This window comes from Streptomyces sp. BBFR51 (assembly GCF_044591655.1).
Taxonomy (GTDB): domain Bacteria; phylum Actinomycetota; class Actinomycetes; order Streptomycetales; family Streptomycetaceae; genus Streptomyces.
This window is the reverse complement of the sequence record NZ_CP172448.1, coordinates 8,672,330-8,693,502: the sequence shown is the minus strand read 5'-3', so window position 1 is coordinate 8,693,502 and position 21,173 is coordinate 8,672,330. Positions and strand designations below refer to the sequence as shown.

At 71.6% G+C, this 21,173-nt stretch carries 21 protein-coding genes; 8 read left to right on the top strand and 13 right to left on the bottom strand.

What is annotated here, in order from left to right; translation table 11 throughout:
* Window positions 1-9 precede the first annotated feature (9 nt).
* From ACGH7X_RS39570 to ACGH7X_RS39540, 7 genes are all read left to right on the top strand, one after another.
* A complete protein-coding gene (locus ACGH7X_RS39570; protein ID WP_399895513.1) occupies window positions 10-1,260 on the top strand; it encodes a PP2C family protein-serine/threonine phosphatase in 1,251 nt (416 codons plus the stop codon).
* A 49-nt stretch (window positions 1,261-1,309) separates the two neighbouring features.
* On the top strand, window positions 1,310-2,077 hold the full coding sequence (locus tag ACGH7X_RS39565; protein ID WP_399895510.1) for an AAA family ATPase: 768 nt from the start codon (window positions 1,310-1,312) through the stop codon (window positions 2,075-2,077).
* A 52-nt stretch (window positions 2,078-2,129) separates the two neighbouring features.
* Window positions 2,130-4,196, top strand: a complete 2,067-nt coding sequence (locus ACGH7X_RS39560) for an alpha-1,4-glucan--maltose-1-phosphate maltosyltransferase (protein WP_399895507.1) — start codon at window positions 2,130-2,132, stop codon at window positions 4,194-4,196.
* The gene (glgB, locus tag ACGH7X_RS39555) at window positions 4,193-6,376 is read left to right on the top strand and encodes a 1,4-alpha-glucan branching protein GlgB (RefSeq protein WP_399895504.1); all 2,184 of its coding nucleotides are present in this window, start codon (window positions 4,193-4,195) and stop codon (window positions 6,374-6,376) included. Before ACGH7X_RS39560 ends, glgB begins: the two co-directional genes overlap by 4 nt.
* A 32-nt stretch (window positions 6,377-6,408) precedes the next feature.
* Window positions 6,409-6,894, top strand: a complete 486-nt coding sequence (locus ACGH7X_RS39550) for a cation:proton antiporter regulatory subunit (protein ID WP_399895501.1) — start codon at window positions 6,409-6,411, stop codon at window positions 6,892-6,894.
* Between the two features lie 4 nt (window positions 6,895-6,898).
* Window positions 6,899-8,146, top strand: a complete 1,248-nt coding sequence (locus ACGH7X_RS39545; RefSeq protein WP_399895499.1) for a cation:proton antiporter — start codon at window positions 6,899-6,901, stop codon at window positions 8,144-8,146.
* A gap of 249 nt (window positions 8,147-8,395) precedes the next feature.
* On the top strand, window positions 8,396-9,394 hold the full coding sequence (locus ACGH7X_RS39540) for a superoxide dismutase (RefSeq protein WP_399895496.1): 999 nt from the start codon (window positions 8,396-8,398) through the stop codon (window positions 9,392-9,394).
* A 71-nt stretch (window positions 9,395-9,465) separates the two neighbouring features.
* On the opposite strand, the gene ACGH7X_RS39535 is transcribed toward ACGH7X_RS39540, so the two are convergent.
* The 10 genes from ACGH7X_RS39535 to ACGH7X_RS39490 form a co-directional block, all read right to left on the bottom strand.
* A complete protein-coding gene (locus tag ACGH7X_RS39535; RefSeq protein WP_399895493.1) occupies window positions 9,466-10,716 on the bottom strand; it encodes an MFS transporter in 1,251 nt (416 codons plus the stop codon).
* A 50-nt stretch (window positions 10,717-10,766) separates the two neighbouring features.
* On the bottom strand, window positions 10,767-11,273 hold the full coding sequence (locus tag ACGH7X_RS39530; RefSeq protein ID WP_399895490.1) for a nuclear transport factor 2 family protein: 507 nt from the start codon (window positions 11,271-11,273) through the stop codon (window positions 10,767-10,769).
* A 118-nt stretch (window positions 11,274-11,391) separates the two neighbouring features.
* A complete protein-coding gene (locus ACGH7X_RS39525; RefSeq protein WP_399895487.1) occupies window positions 11,392-12,087 on the bottom strand; it encodes an SDR family NAD(P)-dependent oxidoreductase in 696 nt (231 codons plus the stop codon).
* Window positions 12,088-12,109: 22 nt separating this feature from the next.
* Window positions 12,110-12,418, bottom strand: coding sequence for a muconolactone Delta-isomerase family protein (locus ACGH7X_RS39520; protein ID WP_328661977.1), 309 nt, complete (start codon window positions 12,416-12,418; stop codon window positions 12,110-12,112).
* Between the two features lie 50 nt (window positions 12,419-12,468).
* Complete coding sequence (locus tag ACGH7X_RS39515; protein ID WP_399895483.1) at window positions 12,469-13,503, bottom strand: ankyrin repeat domain-containing protein; 1,035 nt, start codon at window positions 13,501-13,503, stop codon at window positions 12,469-12,471.
* Window positions 13,503-13,949: a nuclear transport factor 2 family protein gene (locus ACGH7X_RS39510; protein WP_399895480.1), complete on the bottom strand. Its 447-nt coding sequence runs from the start codon at window positions 13,947-13,949 to the stop codon at window positions 13,503-13,505. The genes ACGH7X_RS39515 and ACGH7X_RS39510 overlap by 1 nt, the downstream gene beginning before the upstream one ends.
* A gap of 96 nt (window positions 13,950-14,045) precedes the next feature.
* Window positions 14,046-14,513: a nuclear transport factor 2 family protein gene (locus tag ACGH7X_RS39505; RefSeq protein WP_399895477.1), complete on the bottom strand. Its 468-nt coding sequence runs from the start codon at window positions 14,511-14,513 to the stop codon at window positions 14,046-14,048.
* Window positions 14,514-14,527: 14 nt separating this feature from the next.
* Window positions 14,528-15,715: a low temperature requirement protein A gene (locus ACGH7X_RS39500; RefSeq protein ID WP_399895474.1), complete on the bottom strand. Its 1,188-nt coding sequence runs from the start codon at window positions 15,713-15,715 to the stop codon at window positions 14,528-14,530.
* Window positions 15,716-15,768: 53 nt separating this feature from the next.
* A complete protein-coding gene (gene glgA, locus ACGH7X_RS39495) occupies window positions 15,769-17,019 on the bottom strand; it encodes a glycogen synthase (protein WP_399895471.1) in 1,251 nt (416 codons plus the stop codon).
* Between the two features lie 84 nt (window positions 17,020-17,103).
* On the bottom strand, window positions 17,104-17,517 hold the full coding sequence (locus ACGH7X_RS39490; protein WP_399895468.1) for a hypothetical protein: 414 nt from the start codon (window positions 17,515-17,517) through the stop codon (window positions 17,104-17,106).
* A gap of 226 nt (window positions 17,518-17,743) precedes the next feature.
* Between ACGH7X_RS39490 and ACGH7X_RS39485 the strand changes: the two genes are divergently transcribed.
* Window positions 17,744-19,111, top strand: a complete 1,368-nt coding sequence (locus tag ACGH7X_RS39485; protein WP_399895465.1) for a helix-turn-helix domain-containing protein — start codon at window positions 17,744-17,746, stop codon at window positions 19,109-19,111.
* A gap of 23 nt (window positions 19,112-19,134) precedes the next feature.
* On the opposite strand, the gene ACGH7X_RS39480 is transcribed toward ACGH7X_RS39485, so the two are convergent.
* The 3 genes from ACGH7X_RS39480 to ACGH7X_RS39470 are packed head-to-tail and all read right to left on the bottom strand — an operon-like array spanning window position 19,135 to window position 21,150.
* Window positions 19,135-19,683 (bottom strand): cupin domain-containing protein, encoded by a 549-nt coding sequence (locus ACGH7X_RS39480; protein WP_399895462.1) that lies wholly within the window; start codon window positions 19,681-19,683, stop codon window positions 19,135-19,137.
* A 37-nt stretch (window positions 19,684-19,720) separates the two neighbouring features.
* A complete protein-coding gene (locus ACGH7X_RS39475; protein ID WP_399895459.1) occupies window positions 19,721-20,695 on the bottom strand; it encodes a TIGR03619 family F420-dependent LLM class oxidoreductase in 975 nt (324 codons plus the stop codon).
* On the bottom strand, window positions 20,692-21,150 hold the full coding sequence (locus ACGH7X_RS39470) for a nuclear transport factor 2 family protein (protein WP_328661996.1): 459 nt from the start codon (window positions 21,148-21,150) through the stop codon (window positions 20,692-20,694). Before ACGH7X_RS39470 ends, ACGH7X_RS39475 begins: the two co-directional genes overlap by 4 nt.
* Between the last annotated feature and the right edge of the window lie 23 nt (window positions 21,151-21,173).

Genomic DNA, 21,173 nt, shown 5'->3' with positions numbered 1-21,173 from the left:
GAGGCGGAGATGGCGCAGACGAGAGTCCTGATACTGGCCGAGCGACGGGACGTCCCGCAGGCGCTGGCCAAGGCGCTGGCCACCGTGGGCGCCGAGGCGCACACCTGCACCCCCGGCGAGGTACTGGCTGCCTCGCGCGGCCGGATGCCGGCGGTGACCGCACTCCTGGCCGACGCGACACTGTCGCCCCACACCGTCAGGGCGGTGGCCCGACGGCTGGCGGACGAGGGGCAGCAGCCCACCGTCGTGGCGTACGCGGAGCACGACCTGCACCTCCTCGACGGCCATGTGCGCGCGGGCTCGGACTACCTGCTGCCGCCGTTCCACCCCGTCCTGGTGGAGGCGCGGCTGCGCGACTGCCACCAGCACGCCGAGTTCAGCCAGAACATCGAGGAGGTCGCCGCCCACGCCGAACTGCTCAGCTACGAAAGGGAACTGGAGATAGGCCGGGAGATCCAGCTGGGCTTCCTGCCGGATTCGCTGCCCAGCCCCGAAGGCTGGGACATCGGAGTGCGCTTCAGGCCCGCGCGGACCGTCGCCGGCGACTTCTACGACGTCTTCGAACTCGTCAACCGGCGTCGCCTCGCCCTCGTCGTGGCCGACGTGTGCGACAAGGGGGTCGGCGCCGCCCTGTTCATGGCGCTCATCCGCTCACTGCTCAGGCACACCGCGGAACAGAGCGGCCTGCAGAACCTCATCGCCGCCGACCTGATGGGCGAGGAGCCCGGCGGGGCCGAACACACCCGGGCCATCCCGGTCGTGGGCGCCACCCCGCTGCTGAACGCCGTGGTGGGCACCAACAGCTACCTCACCCGCAACCACATGAGACAGGGCTACTTCGCCACCATGTTCTTCGGCGTCCTGGACCCGGTCACCGGCAACCTCGTCTACATCAACGGCGGACACAATCCCCCCGTCCTCGTGAGCGGCAGCGGCGCCGAACCCGTACTGCTCCAGCCGACGGGGCCGGTCGTCGGCGTCATGCCGGACTGCACCTTCTCGCTCGGATACGCGCGGATCAGCCCCGGGGACACCCTGTTCATCTACACCGACGGAGTCACCGAGGCCCGTTCCGCGACCGGACGCTTCTTCGGCGAGGACCTCCTCGTCCAGCAGCTGACCGAGGCCACCGTGCGCGGCGAGGAACTGCTCGACCACATGGACGGCGCGCTCAGCGAGTTCGTCGGCCCGGCCGAGCAGTCCGACGACATCACGATGCTGGCCGTGCACTGGCAGGCACCGGCCGGGGCCGCCGGCTGACCGCTCACCGGCCGGAGGGCCGGCCCCCCGAAACCGTCAGGTGGAGAACATGTCGCAGATCATCACGGTGCACTCCTACCGAGGGGGCACCGGCAAATCCAGCACGGCCGCCAACCTCGGGCTGCTGCTGGCCTCCTCGGGCCTGCGGGTCGCCCTGGTGGACACCGACATCCAGACACCCGCGCTCGACGTGATGTTCGGCGACGTGACGGTCCACTCCCGGCGGTCGCTCACCGACTACCTCATCGGCCGCTGCGAGATCGAGGAGGCCGCCTACGCCGTCGACCGGACCGTCGGACACGACGGGTTCTTCCTGGTTCCGGCCAGGAGCCGGACCACGGGCGTCAACGAGATCATGGGCCACGGCTACGACGTGGGCCTGCTGCGCGAGGGCTTCGACCGGCTCATCGACACCCTCGCGCTCGACGTACTGCTGCTCGACACCCACGCGGGCTTCAACAACGAGACCGTGACCGCCATGGCGAGTTCGGACGCGCTCGTCGTCGTGACCCGGGCCGACCGCCTGGACCTGGCCGGCGCGAAGGAGACCACCGCCCTCGCGAGCCGGCTCGGGTTCGGCGCCATGAACATCGCCGTGAACATGGCCCCCGGCGGCGCCGTCGGAGACCGGCTGCTCGGCGAGGTGCAGAGCGCGTACGACACGCGCGTCACCACGGTCCTGCCGTACGCGCCCGAGATGGCGCAACTCGCCGGGGAACGGGTCTTCTCCACGGCGTACCCGCACCACCCGCTGGTGTCGGGCTACCGCCGGATCATCTCGGAGGTCAGCAACGGCACCACCGCCATCCGGCGCTGACGGCGTCCGCCGACCGGCACCGCCGCCCCACCACCCAGGAGGCACGAGCACCATGGAGGGCAAGCCCATGCAGCGCGACGCGACGCGCCCGGCCGCCGACGCACGTGTGGGCCGCATCCCCATCGTGGACGTGGCCCCGAGGATCGACGACGGCGCCGGCGGCCGCACCCCCGCCCGCGCCGTGCCCGGCGAGGAGTTCCAGGTCTCGGCCACCGTCTTCCGGGAAGGACACGACGCGGTCGGCGCCGGCGTCGTGCTCACCGACCCCCTCGGCCGTACGGGGGACCGCGTCCCGATGCGCCTCGTCGCCCCCGGCACCGACCGCTACACCGCGTGGGTCGCCGCCGGACGCGAGGGCGACTGGACCTACCGGGTGGAGGCGTGGACCGACCCCTGGGAGACCTGGCGGCACACCGCCGAGATCAAGGTGCCGGCCGGGATCGACACCGAACTGGTCCTGGCGGAGGGCGCGCTGCTCCTCGACGAGGTGGCCGCCGCCGCGGCCCCCACCGGCGAGGCGGCGCGGCTCACCGAAGCGGCCGGACTGCTGCGGGACGGGCGCCTGGACCCCGCCGAACGGCTCGCCGCCGCCACCGCCGCCCCCGTGACCGCACACCTCACCGCCCACCCCCTGCGCAGGCTGCTCACCCGCTCCCCGGAACTGCCCCTGCGAGTCGACCGGGAACGCGCCCTGTACGGCGCCTGGTACGAGTTCTTCCCCCGCTCCGAGTCAGCCGTCGTGCCCGCCCCGGTGGACGGCGTGGCCCAGCCGCCGCGCCCGGGCACGCTGCGGACCGCCGCCAAACGCCTGGAGGGCGTGGCAGACATGGGCTTCGACGTGGTCTACCTCCCCCCGATCCACCCCATCGGCACCACCCACCGCAAGGGCGCGGGCAACACGCTCGAGGCGGGCCCGCACGATCCCGGCTCGCCGTGGGCCATCGGATCGGCCGAGGGCGGACACGACGCGATCCACCCCGACCTGGGCACCCTCGACGACTTCGACCACTTCGTGGCGCGCGCCGGTGAGCTGGGCCTCGAAGTCGCCCTCGACTTCGCGCTCCAGTGCTCCCCCGACCACCCCTGGGTCACCGAGCACCCCGAGTGGTTCCGGCACCGCGCCGACGGCTCGATCGCGTTCGCCGAGAACCCGCCGAAGAAGTACCAGGACATCTACCCGATCGACTTCGACACCGACCCGGACGGACTGCACCGGGAGTGCCTGCGCGTGCTGCGGCACTGGATGGACCACGGCGTGCGCATCTTCCGCGTCGACAACCCGCACACCAAACCGGTCGCCTTCTGGGAGCGGCTGATCGGCACGGTCCACGCCGACGACCCCGACGTGCTCTTCCTCGCCGAGGCGTTCACCCGCCCGGCCCTGCTGCACGCCCTGGCACGCGTGGGCTTCCACCAGTCGTACACGTACTTCACCTGGCGCAACTCCAAGGACGAGGTGGAGAGCTACCTCTCAGAACTGGCCGGCCTCGGCGGCGAGGAGAGCGCGGCCTACCTGCGGCCCAACCTCTTCGTGAACACCCCCGACATCCTCAACGCCTACCTCCAGTACGGCGGCAGGGCGGCCTTCGCGGCACGCGCCGTGCTCGCCGCGACGGCAGGGCCGGCCTGGGGCGTGTACGCCGGGTACGAGCTGTACGAGAACGTGCCCGCGGGGCCCGGCAGCGAGGAGTACCTGGACTCCGAGAAGTACCAGCTGCGCCCGCGCGACTGGGCCGGTGCGGAGAGCGCCGGCGACTCCCTGGCCCCACTGATCCGCGCGCTCAACGACATCCGGCGGGCCCACCCGGCCCTGCGCCGGCTGCGCAACCTCCGCTTCCACCGAACCGACGACGACGCGGTGGTCTGCTTCTCCAAACGGGCCGCCGGGCACGAGGGCGACGACTGGGTCCTCGTCGTGCTCAATCTCGACCCGCACGAGACGCGCGAGGCGACGGTCACCCTCGACCTGCCCGCGCTCGGCATCGAACGCTCGGAGACCTTCGCGGTGCACGACGCCCTGTCGGGCGAGGACTACCGCTGGGGCCGCGACAACTACGTACGCCTCGACCCCCGGCACCGAGTGGCCCACATACTCACGGACGGGACTTCGCAGTCGTGACCACCGCACAGCACCCCGCCGGCCTGGCCGCCACCCACCTCAAGCGGCTCGCCACCGGAGAACTCAGTGATCCGCACGCGCTGCTCGGCCCGCACCCGGCCGCCGACGGCACGACCGTGCGGGTGCTGCGGCCGCTCGCCGACCAGGTGTGGCTGACCTCGCCGTCGGGCGAACCCCTGGCCGAACTCGCACACCAGGGCGAGGGCGTCTTCGCGGGCCCGCTGCCGGGCACGGCCGTGCCCGACTACCGGGTGCGCGTCCACTACGGCACCGAGGTGTACGCCTACGACGACCCCTACCGCTTCGGACCCACCCTTGGCGAACTCGACCTGCACCTGATCCGCGAGGGCCGGCACGAGCAGCTGTGGCGGGTGCTCGGGGCGCAGGTGCGCGAGCACGAGTGCGGCCGGGGCACGTCCGCCGGCACCGCGTTCGCCGTGTGGGCCCCCCGTGCCCGCGCCGTGCGGGTGATCGGGGACTTCAACCACTGGGACGGCAGGACCCACCCCATGCGCTCGCTCGGCGCCGCCGGGGTGTGGGAGCTGTTCGTCCCCGGCGTCGCCGACGGCTGCCGCTACAAGTACGAGATCCTCGCCCCGGACGGCCGCTGGATCCAGAAGGCCGACCCCCTCGCCACCTCGGCCGAGCCGGCACCGGGCACGGCCTCCGTCGTCCACCGCTCCCGCCACACCTGGAGCGACGACGCCTGGATGGCCCGGCGCGGCGCCCGCACCGTGGACCGCTCCGCCATGAGCGTCTACGAGGTCCACCTGGGATCGTGGCGGCCGGGCCTCGGCTACCGCGAACTGGCCACCGAACTCCCCGCCTACGCCAAGGCACTGGGCTTCACCCACGTCGAGCTGATGCCGGTGGCGGAGCACCCGTTCGGCGGCTCCTGGGGCTACCAGGTGACCTCGTACTACGCCCCCGCGGCCGGCCTCGGCGGCCCCGACGACTTCCGGGCCCTGGTCGACGCCCTGCACCGGGCAGGCATCGGCGTCATCGTGGACTGGGTCCCCGCCCACTTCCCGAAGGACGAGTGGGCCCTGGCCCGCTTCGACGGGACCGCGCTGTACGAACACCCCGATCCGCGCCGCGGCGAGCACCCCGACTGGGGGACACTCGTCTTCGACCACGGCCGCGACGAGGTGCGCAACTTCCTCGTCGCCAACGCGGTGTACTGGTGCGAGGAGTTCCACATCGACGGCCTGCGCGTCGACGCCGTGGCCTCCATGCTCTACCTCGACTACTCCCGCCCCGACGGCGCCTGGCTGCCCAACGTGTACGGCGGCCGCGAGAACCTGGAAGCGGTCGAGTTCCTCCAGGAGATGAACGCCACGGTGTCCCGGCGCTGCCCGGGAGCGGTGACCGTCGCGGAGGAGTCCACCGCCTGGGACGGCGTCACCCGGAGCACCGACGACGGCGGGCTCGGCTTCGACCTGAAGTGGAACATGGGCTGGATGCACGACTCGCTGTCCTACATGGCCGAGGACCCCGTGCACCGCCAGTACCACCACCACTGCATGACCTTCCCCATGGTGTACGCCTACGCGGAGGACCACACCCTGCCGATCAGCCATGACGAAGTGGTGCACGGCAAGGGATCGCTGCTGACGAAGATGCCCGGCGACCGCTGGCAGCAGCTGGCCAACCTGCGCGCCTTCCTCTCCTTCATGTGGGCCTTCCCCGGCAAGCAACTCCTCTTCATGGGGCAGGAGTTCGCTCAGGACACCGAGTGGTCGCACGTCCGCGGCCCCGACTGGTCCCTGCTTCGCGACGGCGCGCACGGCGCGGTGCGCGACCTGGTGCGCGACCTCAACCGCCACTACCTCGACGACCCCGCGCTGTGGAGCCTCGACACCCGGCCGGAGGGCTTCCGCTGGATCGACGCGGACGCGGCCCAGGACAACGTCTACTCCTTCGTACGCCACGGCGAGGACGGCGAGTGCCTGGTGTGCGTCTTCCACTTCCAGCCCACGGTCCGCCGGGACTTCCGCCTGGCACTGCCCGAGGCGGGCCACTGGACCGAGGCGCTCAACACGGACGCGACGCGGTACGGGGGCTCCGGGGTCACCAACCCCGGGCGCGTCCACGCCGTCGCCGAACCCCTCCAGGGCCTGCCGGCCCGCGCGAGCGTGGTCCTGCCGCCGCTGGGCGGCGTGTGGTTCCGCAAGCAGTGACGCACCCGCAGCCCGCAGCCCGAGGAGACACCATGCCCGTCCCCCGCCTGAGGACCACCCCCCTGCCCGGCATCGGGGTGCAGTACGAACTCACCACGCGGCGCCACGACACCCTGTCGGTGATCGCGCACCGCGACCGCACCCGCACCCTGAACGTGCACCACGACGACGACCCGGACTCCTGCGGCCTCTCGCTGCCACTGACCGGCGCGGAGGCCCTGTCCCTCGCCGACGCCCTGCTGCCCGGCCACAACAACCCGAACCTGCTGCACACCAGCGACTTCGGGCTGCTGGCCGAGCAGGTCACCCTCACCGGCACGTCCCACTGGAACGGGCGCACCCTGGGCGAGACGAGGATGCGCACCGCCACCGGCGCCTCCGTCGTCGCCGTCATGCGCCGGTCCCACGCGATCCCCTCCCCGGGCCCCGACTTCCGCCTGCACGGCGGCGACATCGTGATCGTCGTCGGCACCCGGGAAGGCGTGGACGGCGCCCACAAGATCCTCGAGCGGGGCTGATCACGTGGACTCCGCGGTCTTCCTGATCGAGTTCGGCGCCGTCGTCCTCGCGCTCGGCCTGCTCGGCCGCTTCGCCGTACGGCTCAGGTTCTCGCCCGTCCCGCTGTATCTGCTGGCAGGGCTCCTCTTCGGCGCGGGCGGCATCGTCCCGCTGGGCGGCAGCGAGGAGTTCATCGAGGTCGGCGCCGAGATCGGCGTCGTCCTGCTGCTGCTGATGCTCGGTCTGGAGTACACGGCGGGCGATCTCGTCGGCCACCTCAAGACCCACGCCCCCGCGGGCGGCGTCGACTTCCTGCTCAACGCGGTCCCCGGCGCCGCCGCGGCGCTGCTGCTCGGCTGGGGGCCGGTGGCCGCCGTGGTGCTCGCCGGCGTCACCTGGGTCTCCTCGTCCGGCGTCATCGCGAAGGTCCTCGGCGACCTGGGGCGGCTCGGCAACAGGGAGAGCCCGGTCATCCTCAGCATCCTCGTCCTCGAAGACCTCGCCATGGCGCTCTACCTGCCCATCCTGACGGCCGTGCTGGCCGGTTCGGGCTGGCTGGCGGGCGGCCTCACCCTGGCCGTCGCCCTCGCCGCGGTCGGCACCGTCCTGCTCGTCGCGGTGCGCTACGGGCGGGTCATCTCCCGCTTCGTGTCCAGCGACGACCCGGAGAAACTGCTGCTCGTGGTCCTGGGCACGACACTGCTCGTCGCCGGGGTCGCCCAGCAGTTGCAGGTCTCGGCGGCGGTGGGCGCCTTCCTCGTGGGGATCGCCCTGTCCGGAGAGGTGGCCGAGAACACCCACCACCTGCTGATGCCGCTGCGGGACCTGTTCGCCGCGGTGTTCTTCGTGTTCTTCGGCCTGAACACCGACCCCAGCACCATCCCGTCGGTGCTGCTGCCCGCGGTCGTGCTGGCCGTGCTCACCGTCCTGACGAAGGTGGGCACCGGATACTGGGCCGCCAGACGGTCCGGCATCGCGGAGCGGGGCAGGTGGAGGGCCGGCGGCGCCCTGGTCGCGCGGGGCGAGTTCTCCATCGTCATCGCCGGACTCGCGGTCTCCGCGGGCGCGGTCGACCTCTCCCTCGGCCCCATGTCCACCGCCTACGTCCTGCTGCTCGTCGTCCTGGGCCCCCTGGCGGCCCGCTTCACGGAACCGATCGCGCGGCGAATCACCCTGTGGCGCGGCAAGGAGTACCCCGGAGCGGCTCCCGGGCGACGGCCCATGGCGCCCCGGCCGGTCGAACCGGAGCCCACGGCCGCGGCATCCGACTGACGCGGTGGCCGAAACGGAACTCCCGCCACCATCCGGAACGCCGTCCATCACGTACCAAAGTCGCCGTCGTCTTCGGCTGCTCCCGGGCTCGACCACGCTCCCCGACCGGGCGGTTGACCTCGGCCTTCTCCCGTCAGCCGACTGCGTAGGGGTCCTGGAGGGGCCCCACCGGGGCCCGCGTGCGGCCTATGGTCCTCGACGCCCGCCGGGGCACGCCCGGCGCTCCGCGTCGCTCCGAGAAGAGGACCCATGGACACCACCCACGCCCGCCGACGACTCACCGCCTGCGCCCTCGCCCTCACCTGCGCCCTCGCCGTCGCCGTGACCGCCCCCGGCACCGACGCCCGCGCGGACGCCTCGACCGCCCGGGCCCTGACCGTCGACCCGGCCATCACCCTGCCCGGCAACCAGGCCTACCCGGAGAGCATGGCCACCGACCCGAGAACCGGCGACCTCTACGTCACCTCGTTCACCACCGGGGCGGTCTACCGCGCACCCGCCGGCCAGAGCGAGGCCACCGTCTTCCTGCCAGCGGGAACGGACGGCCGGACCCAGGCCATGGGCACCGAGGTCGACCCGCACGGCCGGCTCTGGGTCAACGACGCGAACGGCGTGACGGTGTACGACACGGCGAACGGCACGCGCCTGGCCCGCTTCGTCAGCCCGACCCCCGGCACGTCGCTCCTGGACGACCTGGACCTCACGCCCGACGGCACCGCGTACATCACCGACTCGCTGCTCCAGCTCGTCTACCGCCTGCCCGCCGCCACCGTCGAGGACACCATCGCCTCGCGCGGCACCACCACCCTGACCACCGGGTTCGACCTGAACGACGTGATCGCCCCGCACCCGGAGGGCGCCGTCACCCTGAACGGCATCGAGTCGGACGCGACCGGAACCTACCTGATCACCGCCGACATGGCCTCCGGCGATCTCTTCCGGCTCGAGCCCGCCACCGGCGGCATCCGCAAGCTGACGGTGACCGGTGGCAGCCCCGTCTCCGCCGACGGCCTGCTCTGGGAGAAGGACCAGCTGTGGGTCGTCCAGTTCGGCTCGGACGGCATCAGCCGGCTCGCGCTCTCCGCCGACCGCACGTCCGCGACCGTCGCCGTCCACCTCACCGACCAGGCCCTCGAACACCCGACGGCGATCGTGCGCCTGGGCGGTTCCCTGCACGTGCTGCGCTCACAGTTCGGTTCCGCCACGCTCGACCTGCCGTTCTCGGTGGCCAGGGTGAGCGGTGTCTGAACGACGAGGCCCGTTGCCGCGGCGGCCGAGGACGCCGCGGCAACGGGCCGGACCGCCGGTCGCCCGCCGGTTCAGCCGCCGGTGGGGACGGGCGTGGTGTCGCCCGCGGCAGTCGGCGCCGCGCCCGCCGCCGGAGTCTGGGCGGCCGGCACCTTGAGGAACCGGGTGGCCCACACCGCGGGCAGGGCGACGACCGCGAAGACCAGCGCGGTCAGCGGGACGTCCTCCACCCCGAAGGAGGCCAGGGCCCAGCCCCCGACCGCCGCACCCGCGGCGACACCCACGTTCGCGGCGGACGCGCCCAGGGTGGCGGCCAGGTCGGCGCCCTCCCCGGCCAGCGAGATGACACGCAGCTGGAGCGCCGGGGTGACACCGAAACCGACGAGGCCCCACAGCGCCAGGGCCACACCGACCAGCGGCCGGCTCTCCCCGAAGACGTACAGGCCGAGCAGGCCCACGACGAGGACGGCGTTGCCCACCAGCAGCGTCCGCGAGGCGTTGACGTCGGCGAGCCGCCCGCCCGCGAACGTACCGATCGCACTGAACACGCCGAAGATCATCAAGAAGACGCTCACCATGGCGCCGCTGATGCCGGTGACGTCCTCCAGGAACGCCGCCAGATACGTGAAGGCGATGAACTGCGACCCCATGAGCAGCACCTGGGCCGCCAGCATGGCCAGCACCCGGGGGTGGAGGGCGTGCCGGGCCTGGGAGCCCAGACCGCCCGAGCCGCTGCTCCTGACCGCCGGCACCCAGACCATGATCACGACCAGGGCGACGACACCGAGGACGGCCACCCCGGCGAACGTGGCCTGCCAGCCGAGGTTCTGGCCCAGCAGGGTGCCGAGCGGCACACCGAACACGGTCGACACGGAGATGCCGCCGAAGACCAGGCCGACGGCCTGACCACGGTGCTCGGGGGCGACCAGACCGGTGGCGACGGCGGAGGCCGCGCCGAGGAACAGGCCGTGCAGGGCGCCGCAGAGCACGCGCGCGACGACCAGCAGACCGAAGACGCCGGCGAAGACCGCCGCCAGGTTGCCCAGGACGAAGACGACCAGCGCCGCGCACAGCAGGGTGTGGCGACGTGCCTTGATGGTGGCCGCCGTGACGACCGGGCCGCCGATGGAGATGCCCAGCGCGTACGCGGTGACCAGCAGGCCCGCGGTGCTCAGTGAGACGTCCAGATCGTCGGCGATGAGGTTGAGCACTCCGACGATGACCAGTTCGGCGGTGCCGATGGCGAAGGCGCCCAGGCCGAGGGCGCCCAGGGCGATGTTGTTGCGGGTCTCGCCGGGCCCCGATGCGGTGGCGGTACTCATGGGAGGGCCACTCCTTGGGAAGGGAAGGGAAGCAGGGCGCGAAGGCGCTGTCAGGCGTACTGCAGATCGAGGCGGGCTATCCGGCCGTCGTGGACGTCGAACGTGTAGTTGGCCTCGAAACCGCCGGTGCCGCCGGGCGCGAAGCGCACGAGCAGCGTCGTGCCGTCGTCCTTGGGCGTGTTCTTCAGGACGGTGAGCCGGCCGCCGATGACCTCGTCGCGGGCCCAGTCGCGGATCTCGTCGCGTCCGTCGAACGTCCGGTCCACGTCGACGAGCCGGGCGTCGGGATGGAACGCGTCCACCAGCGCGTCGAGGTCCTCGTCGGCCACGGCGTCGACGTAGGCCTGGGCGGCGGGGTCCACCGCGGTGTCCTTCGGGTCCTCGTCCGCGGCGTCGCCGGGACTCCGTCCGGTCGTCTCCTTCGCCGGGTCCGGTGTCGCCTGCCGCGTGGTGCGCGGTGGGCTGCCGGCCTGCTCGGAGCCGTCGGATCCGTCGGAGCAGCCGGCCAGCAGCAGGGCGGCCAGCGCGAGAGCGGGGGTCATGGGGCGGTAGGGCACGGGCGGTCTCCTCGGGGTGACGGGGGGCGGGCAGGGGGCGGCGTGCCCCGGGCGATCACGTCGTGGCCGGCGCGGAACGTGTGGCGGGTCCGGAGGACCGCGGCGACCCGGACCGCCCTCACCAGTCGATCCTCGCGCGGTCGCGGAAGAACCCCCCGGTGGGCCCGGAGTCCGGCAGCAGCGCCAGCCAGGTCACCGTGTCGGCGCCCTGCTCGACACTGGTCGGTGCCCCTCGGCCCCCCATGTCCGTACGGACCCAGCCCGGACAGACCGCGTTGACCTTGACGGTTTCCGGCACCGCGGCGGACACCACCAGGGTCAGCGCGTTGAGCGCGGCCTTGGAGACGCCGTAGGCCGCGGGGGAGGGCACGTTGCCGGTGAGCGCGCCGAGTCCGGAGGACACGTTCACCACCCGGCCGTAGCCACGCCGCGCCATGCCGGGGCAGAACGCCCGGCAGGTGCGGAACGCCCCCATGAGGTTCACGTCCAGGGCCCGGACCATGGTGTCCTCGTCGAGCGAGAAGAGCCCGTCGGTGGGGTAGATTCCGGCGTTGTTGACCAGGACGTCCACGGCGATGCCGTCGTCGGCCAGCCGCTCGGCGCATGCCGCCACGCTCGTGGCGTCGGTGACGTCCAGCTTCTCCACCCGCACGCGCGGGCTGCCCAGTGTGCGCGCGGCGTCCCGGCCGCGCGCGGGATCACGCGCGGCCAGTACGACGTCGAGGCCGGCCAGAACCAGCCGGCGGACGGTCTCGAGACCGATGCCGCGATTGGCGCCCGTGACGAGGGCGGTGCGGTCCTGTTCCCGGTTCACGTGCTCGGACTCCTCGCCGTGGTCAGACCTTGTAGCGCTGCTTGACGTCCTCGGCGAAGCCGAGGTAGTCGCGCAGCGGCCACACGGTCTCGAACTCCAGGTACTCCCGCATGGGGAGCCGGCCCAGAGCGGTGCGGTCGAGCTCCTCGGCGTCCGGCGAGTCGATGATGGCGATGACCCGCTTCTGCGCGGCGACCTTCCAGATGCCCACGCAGAAGCCGGAGTCGACCGTCTCCTGGGCGTGCACCGCTTCGTCCTGTTCGAGCTCCCACAGCTCCTCGAGGGTGATGCGTCCCTCGTGCTTCCATTTCATCTGGACGTAGAACAGCATGCTTCGACTCCGTCTTCGTGAAGGGCTGTCGGGCGTGGGGCGCCGGGCCGTCAGCGGACGCCGGGGGAGCGGATCAGTCCGGTGAGCGCGTGATCGGCGCCGAAGACCTCGACGGCGAGGTCGAGGGGCGTCTTGCCGTCGTGACCGCGCAGGTCGAGTCGGGCACCGGCCTCGACGAGGGTGCGCGCGCAGTCCTCGTAGCCGTGCCACAGCGCGTCGTGCAGCGGGCTGTAGCCGTTGGTCGCGCCCTGGAAGTCGAGGTCGACGCCGTCCTGACGGACCAGGTCGGCGGTGATGCCGGCGTGGCCGTTGTAGACGGCCTTGTGCAGCGGCACGGCACCGAAGGTGGGCTCGACGGCGTTCACGTCCGCACCGGCCGCGAGCAGCAGCCGCACGATCTCGTCGTGCCCGTCGCGGCAGGCCACCAGCAGCGGGGTGTGACTGTCGTTGAAGCCGCTCAGGTTGGGGGAGCGCTCGTCGACCGCGGCGCCGCCCGCGAGCAGCTTGCGCACCCGTTCGGTGTCGCCCTCCGCGGTCGCCGCCATCAGCTCCTGCCCGGCCACCGCGCGCTCGTCCCCCGCCCGGCGGGCGTTGAGGTGCCCCTCGGCTTCGAGCAGCCTGTCCTTGCCGAACGTGTTGACGTTCAGCTCGTACGCGAAGTGCTGCTCCAGCGAGAATCCGTAGTGCGTGTGGACCTGCAGCGCGGTGCCCCGGTCCAGCAGGTACCCGGCGATGTCCGGGTACTTGTACCAGAGGGCGTCCATCAGGGGGGTGTGCCCCGTGGTGGGCGCCACCGCGTCCACGAAGGAACCGGCCTCGACGAGCGCCTTCACCACGTCGAGGCTGCCGCCCTGGCACGCCTTGTGCAGCGCGGTCGCGCCGGCCCGGGTGTCGGCGGTCAGCACGTCGGCGCCGCCGTCGATCAGGGCACGGACCGTGGGTGCGTCCGCCTGTCCCGCCGCGATCATCAGGGCGGTCAGCCCGGTGCCGGGCTCCCGGTGGCGTGCGTCGGCGCCGGCCACGAGCAGGCCGGTGACCCGTGCGGTGTCCCGGTCGCGTACGGCGGCGATCAGTTCGGCGCTCATCAGGCGGCCTCCTGCCCCGACTCGTCGCCCCGCAGGGCCCGGATGATCTGCGACGGGTCCGTGTAGGACTTCCAGCGCGTGATCCTGCCCTCGCGCACCGTCAGCCACTGGATGAACTCGATCTCGAAGGCGACGCCGGTGCCCCGCACGGTGGACATCTCGTGGATGACCCCGGCGGCCTGGTCGCCGTCGACGACCAGGTTCACCAACTTCTCGGAGCGGACGTCCACGGCACCGGTGAAGATCTTCAGGGTCTCGAGGACGGCGTTTCGGCCGCGGTAGCTGCCGATCCACTCCATGTCGTCGTTGTAGCCGGGCACCGGCGTGTAGTTGATCCACTCGACGTCCTCGGCGAGTGTGTCGAGGGCGGTCTCGAAATCGCCCGATGTCAGTGCGTCGAACCACCGCTGAACGACTTTTCTGGTCTCTTCCGTGGCGTTGCTCATGAACTCTCCTAGAAATGGAAGGAATCCCGGAGAAATCCTGAGTGATGAACTCAGGAGCCAGCAAGAAACGGGTGGTCGACTTTCTGATATCTCCGCTCAGGAATCGGTGGACTGAGCCTGTGCGGCGCGGGCGAAGAGGTGTTGGTTGCCGTCGGCCCAGGTCGCCGTCATCACGATGCCGTTGATACGCCAGCCGTCCGCCGTCCGCTCCAGGTCGATGCGGTAGGTGCCGGCGAGCGTCCACAGCGGTCCGCCGTGCTCGTTGGGCATGCGGTGCGTGGCCTGGAACATCGCGGTCGCCACCGCGCTGTCGCCCCGCACGTCGACCAGGAAGTTGCTGAGCAGGTGCTGGGTGGCGGCGAAGTTGCCGAGCAGCCCCGACCAGGCGCCGATCAGGTCCTTCCTGGACACGGGGCCCGGCTCACCGCCGTTGAGGCTGGTGTAGTCGAGCATGATCTCGTCGCTGAAGACGTCTTCCAGCGACTCCCACTCGCGCTGGTCGATGTACCAGCCCATGCGGGTGCACGTCTCGACGATGTCCAGCCGGTCGGCCACAGAACTCATGGAGTCTTCTTCCTTCAGTGATAGAGATGTGCCATTTTCTTGGTCCAGCGATGGTCGCTGAGCAGGGCGGCGCCGATGAGGACACCGAGCAGGACGACTTCGGCCACCGCTGATCCGGCCCGGCCCACCGGAATGGTGAGTACGGCGACCAGTGCGGCGGTGAAGTGGAAACGCTGTGGGCCGATCTTCAGGATTCCGTGGAACCAGGCGATCCCGCCGAGATACAGCGCGACACCACCGGCCAGCGCGACGGACGGAGCGGTGGCCAGTGGGTCGTAGGGGTGCACGATGGTCTTCTTGACGGCCGCGGCGATGAGGATCAGCCCGAGCAGCATCGGGACGTGGGCGTAGAAGAACGCGGCGAGTGCGAGCCGCGAGCGGCGCAGCGCGTCCTGGCGCTCCAGGGCGAGCTCGGCCCGCCAGGCCTTCTCGGACTCGTCGAAGTAGACCCACCACAGGCCGGCCGGGATGACGAAGATGAGAACCGCCGTGGTCACGACCGACGGCCCCGCCTGGCCACCGTCGGTACCGATGCCGAGCGCCAGGAAGGAGTCCCCCAGGGCGATGATCATGAGCAGCCCGTGCCGCTCCACGAAGTGGCCCGGTTTCAGCTCGAAGCCGGACACGCCCGTCAGCACCGGCGCGATGACCTCGAGGCCCACGGCCGAGGCCCACAGGGCGTACACGGCCCATCCGTCGAGGAATCCGGCGCAGATGATGAGGAGCGCGCCCACCGTGTGGAACGGCGCGATGCGCAGCATGTTGCGGGCCGCTCCCGGGCCGCCGAACGCGAAGAGCGCGGCGTGCACGGTGACGATCAGCAGGTATCCGATGCCGAACGCGACGCCGTCCCCGTCGAAGGCGTTCGGCGTGGCCAGGCCGATGATCAGGAAGGAGGCCATGCCGAGGAGCAGCAGGACCCGGTGGTGCCTGCGGTGCGGGGGAAGGTGGTTGGTCAGCCAGGCGTATCCGCCGTACATCCACCACAGGAGCCAGAAGACCAGCAGTACTTGGCCGACTCCGCGCAGCGTCATGTCCCGGCTGAGCACCCGGGCGAGTTGCGTGAAGTTGAAGACGAACGCCAGGTCGAAGAACAACTCCAGGGTGGTGACTCGAGTACCGCTCTTCGGGGAGTTTCCGTGCGTGGGTCTCGAATGCTCCGGGACGCCTTCTAGCGGGTGCGCGGAAGTCGTTTGAGACATGTCTGGAAGATATCGGCGAAAGCGGTGGACGGGTCAACGGAATCCCGCACACATCATGAGGTCGGGCCACGGGAGCCCCGCGGTCGCCGATGCAGCACCGAGCGGTAGACGGCGTGTGCCCGCTCCGCCGCCACGTCCCAGCCGAACTCCTTCCGAGCCCGTGCGAGGCCGGCCGCGCCGAGCCGGGCGGCATGGTCGGGGTCGGCGAGGAGCCGGTTCACCGCGGCCGCGAGGTCGGAGGTGAACCGTCGGGGGTCCAGGGGGGTGCCACTGCCGTCCTGCTCCTGCTCGATCGGTACCAGAAGCCCCGTCTCGCCGTCCGCCACGACCTCCGGGATCCCGCCCGTCGCAGTGGCGACGACGGCCGTGCCGCAGGCCATTGCCTCCAGGTTCACGATGCCCATCGGCTCGTACAGGGACGGGCAGACGAACACGGACGCATGGGTGAGGAACTGCAGCAGCGAGGTCCGGTCGAGCATCCCGTCGATCCGTACGACCCCGTCCCGCACCCGGCGCAGCTCGTCGACCAGTGCCGCGGTCTCGGCACCGATCTCGGGGGTGTCCGGCTGCCCGCAGCACAGCACGAGCTGGGCGCGGGGGTCCAACCCGAATGCCGCGCGCAGCAGTTGGGACAGCCCCTTCTGCCGGGTGACGCGGCCGACGAACAGCACGATGGGCCGGTCGGGATCCACCCCGTGCCGTTCGAGCGCCGCGGTGCCGTGGTCGGGGCGGTACCCCCGGGTGTCGATGCCGTTGTGCACCACGTGCACCCGGTCCGGGTCCACCTCGGGGTAGACGCGGAGGATGTCCTGGCGCATGCCGTGCGACACGGCGATCAGCGCGTCCGCGCTCTCCAGCGCCGAACGCTCCACCAGGGACGACAGCGCGTATCCGCCGCCCAGTTGTTCGGCCTTCCAGGGGCGCAGCGGCTCGAGGCTGTGGGTCGTGGCGACATGGGGGATGCCGTACAGCACCTGCGCGAGCCGGCCGGCCCCGTTGGCGTACCAGGTGTGGCTGTGGACCAGATCCGCGTCCGCGCATGCCGCGGCCATCTCGACGTTCACGCCGAGGGTGCGCAGGGCGGGGTTCCGCCCCTGCGGCAGTTCGGGTTCCGGGTAGGCGGTCACGTTTCGGGCGTCGCGCGGGGCACCGAAGCAGCGCACCTCCAGATCGACCAGCGCGCGCAGTTCCCCGGCGAGTTCCGCGACGTGGACGCCGGCACCTCCGTAGGTCTGTGGAGGGAACTCCTTGGTGAGCAGATCGACGCGTATGCGGGCCGGATCAGCGGGCTGCTGCGCATGCATGGCGACTTCCTGGAATCCGTGGACGTTTGCGGGCTTCGGCGAGTTCTCCGGGCGGGCGGGCGGGCGAGGCCGGCCGCCCGACACCTACGCGGCGGAAGAGGGCACGAGGACGGGCCAGCCCCGTTCCTGGGCAAGCCTTGCGCCGTCGGCGTTGCAGGGGATGACGCGCGGGTTGCCGACGACGCTGAGCAGCCCTGTCCCGGTGCACAGGTCCCCGTAGCCGAAACAGCTGGCCGGGTCGATGCACAGGCGGGTCATCGTCTCGACGACCACCGTGCACTTGTCCATGTCGCGGGCGGCGGACGGAGGCAGCCGCAGCAGGGTGCCCTCGGGGGGCAGCCGCTGCGGCAACCGCCGGTGGGCGTCCACGACCAGGACGACGAGGTCCCCCTCGGCCCGGTGGTCCGCGAGCGCGTACCGAAGGGCCGGGTCCTCGTCCACCGGGCACTGCGGATGGGTGAGGTCGAAGAAGGCCGCACGCCGCGTCGGTCGGAACATGGCCCACTCCTGTCATGCGGTGTACCGCCGTCACTCCGCGTGACCTTAACCAAGGCCCGAGGGAGGCTGCGAGAAGAGACGTTGTACAACCTGAAGTCACGACGGCGGCAGAAGTGAAGTGACTTCGAAGTGACTTCCTTCACGGCAGATAGCGACAGTTGTCAAACTTCCTGTAAAATCTCACCCGTCCCGTCGACAGCACACCAGCAGGCCGTGAGGAGACACAGTGGACAGCACCGCCGAAGACGGTGAAGGCACCGGCCGACGGCTACGGGAACTCCGCCGTGCTCGTGGTCTCAAGCAGCAGGACCTCGCCAGCGACGACGTCTCGGTGAGCTACATCTCGCTGATCGAGTCCGGCAAGCGGACCCCCTCGGCGGCGGTCGTGGCGCTCCTCGCCGAGCGCCTCGGCTGCACCACCGGCTACCTGCTCACGGGCCAGGACGACACGCGTACACGCGAGCTGGAGCTCAAGACGGCGTTCGCCGACCTCTCCCTGCACAACGGTGCCCATGGGGAGGCACTGCAGGCATTCAGCGAGGCCCTCGCGTCCGCGCCCGTCCTGCCCGCGGCCACCGTGCGCCTGGCACGCCTGGGCCAGGCGCTCGCCCTGGAGCGGCTCGGCCGCCTCGAGGCCGCCGTCCAGGCCTTCACCCTGCTGTACGAGGACCCCGAGTGCGTTGCCGGCTCGGCGGAGTGGAGCCGTCTGGCCACGGCGCTCTGCCGCTGCCACCAGGCTCTGGGCGACCAGGTCCTCAGCGTCGAGATCGGTGAGCGCGCCCTGCGCCGGCTCGACCGGCTCGGACTGGAGGCCACGGACGACCACATCCAGCTGGGAGCCGTTCTGGTCGGCTGCTACCGGGCCCGTGGCGACCTGGCCAAGGCCCGCCTCCTGGCCGACCGTCTGCTCCGGGTCGCCGACGACCACGGCGGCCGGACGGCGCAACGGGAGACCTACTGGAACGCCGCTCTCGTGGCGCAGTCCCAGGGCCGCACCGACGAGGCCCTCGCCCTGGCGGACCGGGCACGCGCACTGCTGGCCGAGAGCGACCACGTACGTCACCACGCCCTGCTCAGCGGTGTCTACGGGAGGCTGCTGCTCCGCTCCGACCCCGGCCACCCCGAGCGGGCCCGTCAACTGCTCGAGCAGTCGCACGCCCGGCTCGTGGACGTCGGAACGCCGGTCGAACAGGCGTCGGCGCAGACCGGTCTCGCGCTGGCGTGCCTGCGGCTGGACCTGGCCGCCGAGGCCGAGGAGCACGCTTCCAGGGCGCTGGCGCTGTTGCGCGACGAGCCGCGCCCGGAGTCGGTCGAGGCTCGTGCCGTGCTGGCCCAGGCCCAGTTCACGGCGGGCGGGAGCGGGCAGGCACAGGAGACGCTGCGGGCCGCGGCGGAGCAGCTTCGCCAACTGCCCCCGGCCCGCTCGTCGGCCGCAGTGTGGCGCCGGATCGCGGACATCTGGCAGCAGCACGGGTACGTGGCCGAGGCGACCGCCGCGTACCAGCAGGCCCTCAACGACGCGGGCCTGCCCGGCCTGTCCGCCCCCACCGACCGGGCGGGAGCCCCCGGCACCGCCCAGGAGGCCGCCGTCTGATCACGCGGCCGGGCGCTGCCGGGTCAGCCGGCCTTGGAGAAGCCGTCCTTCGCGCCGACGAAGACACTGGCCATGACGGCGGGCTCGGCGCTTCGATTGGACCAGGAGTGCCGGTTGCCGCGCAGGACGACGCAGCTGCCGGGCGTCAGCCGGGACTCGGAGCCGTCCTCCAGCTGGAGCCAGAGCTCGCCCTCGAGGACGATCGACATGTCCACGGTGTCCGTCGCGTGGTGGCCCTCCTCGTCCGGTGCCAGGGCCTGGAGCAGTCCGGGGAAGACCTGCTCGACCTCGGCGGAGAGCGCGTCGGGATCACCTTCCGGGCTCTGCCCGGTCTCCGGGGGCCAGCGCAGTATCACGAAGCGGGTCCCGTCGGCCCCGGGGAAGTAGGGAACGAAGGCCGCTTCGGTGCCGCCGTCGCCTGTCGACGGAGTGTCGTTTTGCCCCCAGACCTGGTAGAACTCGACGCCGGGCAGCGCGCCCACGGTCACCGGGGCGACCGTCCCGTTCGCCTCGACCACCGAGGTGCCGTCGGGCCGGCAGCCCGCGACGAGCCGCGAAATCGCATCGATCATGGTGCCTCCAAGTCTCCTGGGGTACGCCGTACACGCTTCACCGCGCGGCGGGGAGCGCGGCGGGAGCCAGTTCACCCAGCGCCTCCCCGACCCGGCCGAGGGAGTCGGCGGGGTCCGCGTCGGGACCGACGATCCGCGGATCGAAGTTGAAGTCGAGGAAGACTTCGGTGGCTCCGACATCGTGCATCTGCTCGATGTCCGACCGGATCTGGGCGATCGAACCGTTGAAGGGGGCACGCCCGGAACCGAGCGCGGGGCCGAGGAAGACGGTGGCCCGCACGACGATGCGCAGCCCGTCGGGGGAGCGCCCGGCCCGTTCCGCGGCCGCGCGCACTCCGGACGCGGCCTCGGCGACCTCCGCCACGGTGACGAAACCCGGACTGACCCAGCCCTGCGCCAGGCGCCCCGCGCGCGTCCAGGCCTTCTCGGTGGAGCCGCCCAACAGCAGGGGGAAGCGCGGTTGGACGGGGCGAGGGCGGACCAGGGTGCGGGGCAGCTCGGTGAACTCGCCCTGGAATTCCGTCTGGTCCTGCTCCCACATCCGCCGCAGCACCTCGACGTATTCCAGAGTGCGGGCCACTCGCCGTTCCATGGGCAGGCCGACGGCCCGGAACTCCTCCTCGGACCAGCCCTGGGCAAGGCCGGTGTCGAGCCGCCCGGCCGACACCCGGTCGAGCTGGATGAGCTGCTTGGCCAGGACCGCGGGGGCGAAGAACGGCGCGTTGAGCACGGATATGCCCAGCCGTATCCGCTCCGTGCGGCCGGCCAGATAGCCGAGCGTGATGAGCGGTTCCGCCACACCGTGGTGGAAGGCCGGCTGGAAGTCGGACGACCACTCGGCGTCGTCGCTCTGCATGGGAAAGAGCAGACGGGTGAAGGTCCACAGGGACTGGTAGCCGAGCGCCTCGGCCTGCTGGGCGACCCGCACCTGGGTGGCGGGTGTCGCCCACGCTCCCGACAGGGGCACTCCGACACCGAGGGCACGGGTGGCGGACTCGGACACCTCGCTCACCCCTCGTCGGTCGTCGGGAACATCGCCCGGCGGGTTTCGAGGGGCACCTGCTCGGCGAACCGGTAGGTGTCGTAGAGCTCCCTGAAGAGCTTGATCTTCCCGTCCACGACCCGGAACAGGCCGTGGTAGACGTTCGTGTACTCGTGGCCGCCGGGCTGGACGATCCGACCCGTGTACTCGACCAGCGCCCACTCGGGGTCGGCGAAGGGCCATGTGGCGCTCACCGGCAGTTCGACCGACAGTGCCGCGCCCACGACCCCCGTGTACAGGCTGCGCAGCGCGTCGGCCCCTTCCAGCCGGGTCGGGCTGCCCGGTGGGGCGAACGGCATCTCCATCACGACGTCGTCGGCCAGGCAGGCGAACGCGGCTTCGAGCCGCCCGCCGCCGATCTGGTCCAGAAAATGGCGCCCCACTGCCTGCGCGTCACGCGGCGGGGCGAGCTGACCCTGCGTCATAGTCGACTCCTTGTTCGGTGACC

Coding starts and splice junctions, on each gene's coding strand:
- ACGH7X_RS39570 (WP_399895513.1), top strand. CDS start 10: ATGGCGCAGACGAGAGTCCTGATACTGGCCGAGCGACGGGACGTCCCG.
- ACGH7X_RS39565 (WP_399895510.1), top strand. CDS start 1,310: ATGTCGCAGATCATCACGGTGCACTCCTACCGAGGGGGCACCGGCAAA.
- ACGH7X_RS39560 (WP_399895507.1), top strand. CDS start 2,130: ATGGAGGGCAAGCCCATGCAGCGCGACGCGACGCGCCCGGCCGCCGAC.
- ACGH7X_RS39550 (WP_399895501.1), top strand. CDS start 6,409: ATGCCCGTCCCCCGCCTGAGGACCACCCCCCTGCCCGGCATCGGGGTG.
- ACGH7X_RS39540 (WP_399895496.1), top strand. CDS start 8,396: ATGGACACCACCCACGCCCGCCGACGACTCACCGCCTGCGCCCTCGCC.
- ACGH7X_RS39535 (WP_399895493.1), bottom strand. CDS start 10,716: ATGAGTACCGCCACCGCATCGGGGCCCGGCGAGACCCGCAACAACATC.
- ACGH7X_RS39520 (WP_328661977.1), bottom strand. CDS start 12,418: ATGCTGTTCTACGTCCAGATGAAATGGAAGCACGAGGGACGCATCACC.
- ACGH7X_RS39515 (WP_399895483.1), bottom strand. CDS start 13,503: ATGAGCGCCGAACTGATCGCCGCCGTACGCGACCGGGACACCGCACGG.
- ACGH7X_RS39510 (WP_399895480.1), bottom strand. CDS start 13,949: ATGAGCAACGCCACGGAAGAGACCAGAAAAGTCGTTCAGCGGTGGTTC.
- ACGH7X_RS39505 (WP_399895477.1), bottom strand. CDS start 14,513: ATGAGTTCTGTGGCCGACCGGCTGGACATCGTCGAGACGTGCACCCGC.
- ACGH7X_RS39500 (WP_399895474.1), bottom strand. CDS start 15,715: ATGTCTCAAACGACTTCCGCGCACCCGCTAGAAGGCGTCCCGGAGCAT.
- glgA (WP_399895471.1), bottom strand. CDS start 17,019: ATGCATGCGCAGCAGCCCGCTGATCCGGCCCGCATACGCGTCGATCTG.
- ACGH7X_RS39490 (WP_399895468.1), bottom strand. CDS start 17,517: ATGTTCCGACCGACGCGGCGTGCGGCCTTCTTCGACCTCACCCATCCG.
- ACGH7X_RS39480 (WP_399895462.1), bottom strand. CDS start 19,683: ATGATCGATGCGATTTCGCGGCTCGTCGCGGGCTGCCGGCCCGACGGC.
- ACGH7X_RS39470 (WP_328661996.1), bottom strand. CDS start 21,150: ATGACGCAGGGTCAGCTCGCCCCGCCGCGTGACGCGCAGGCAGTGGGG.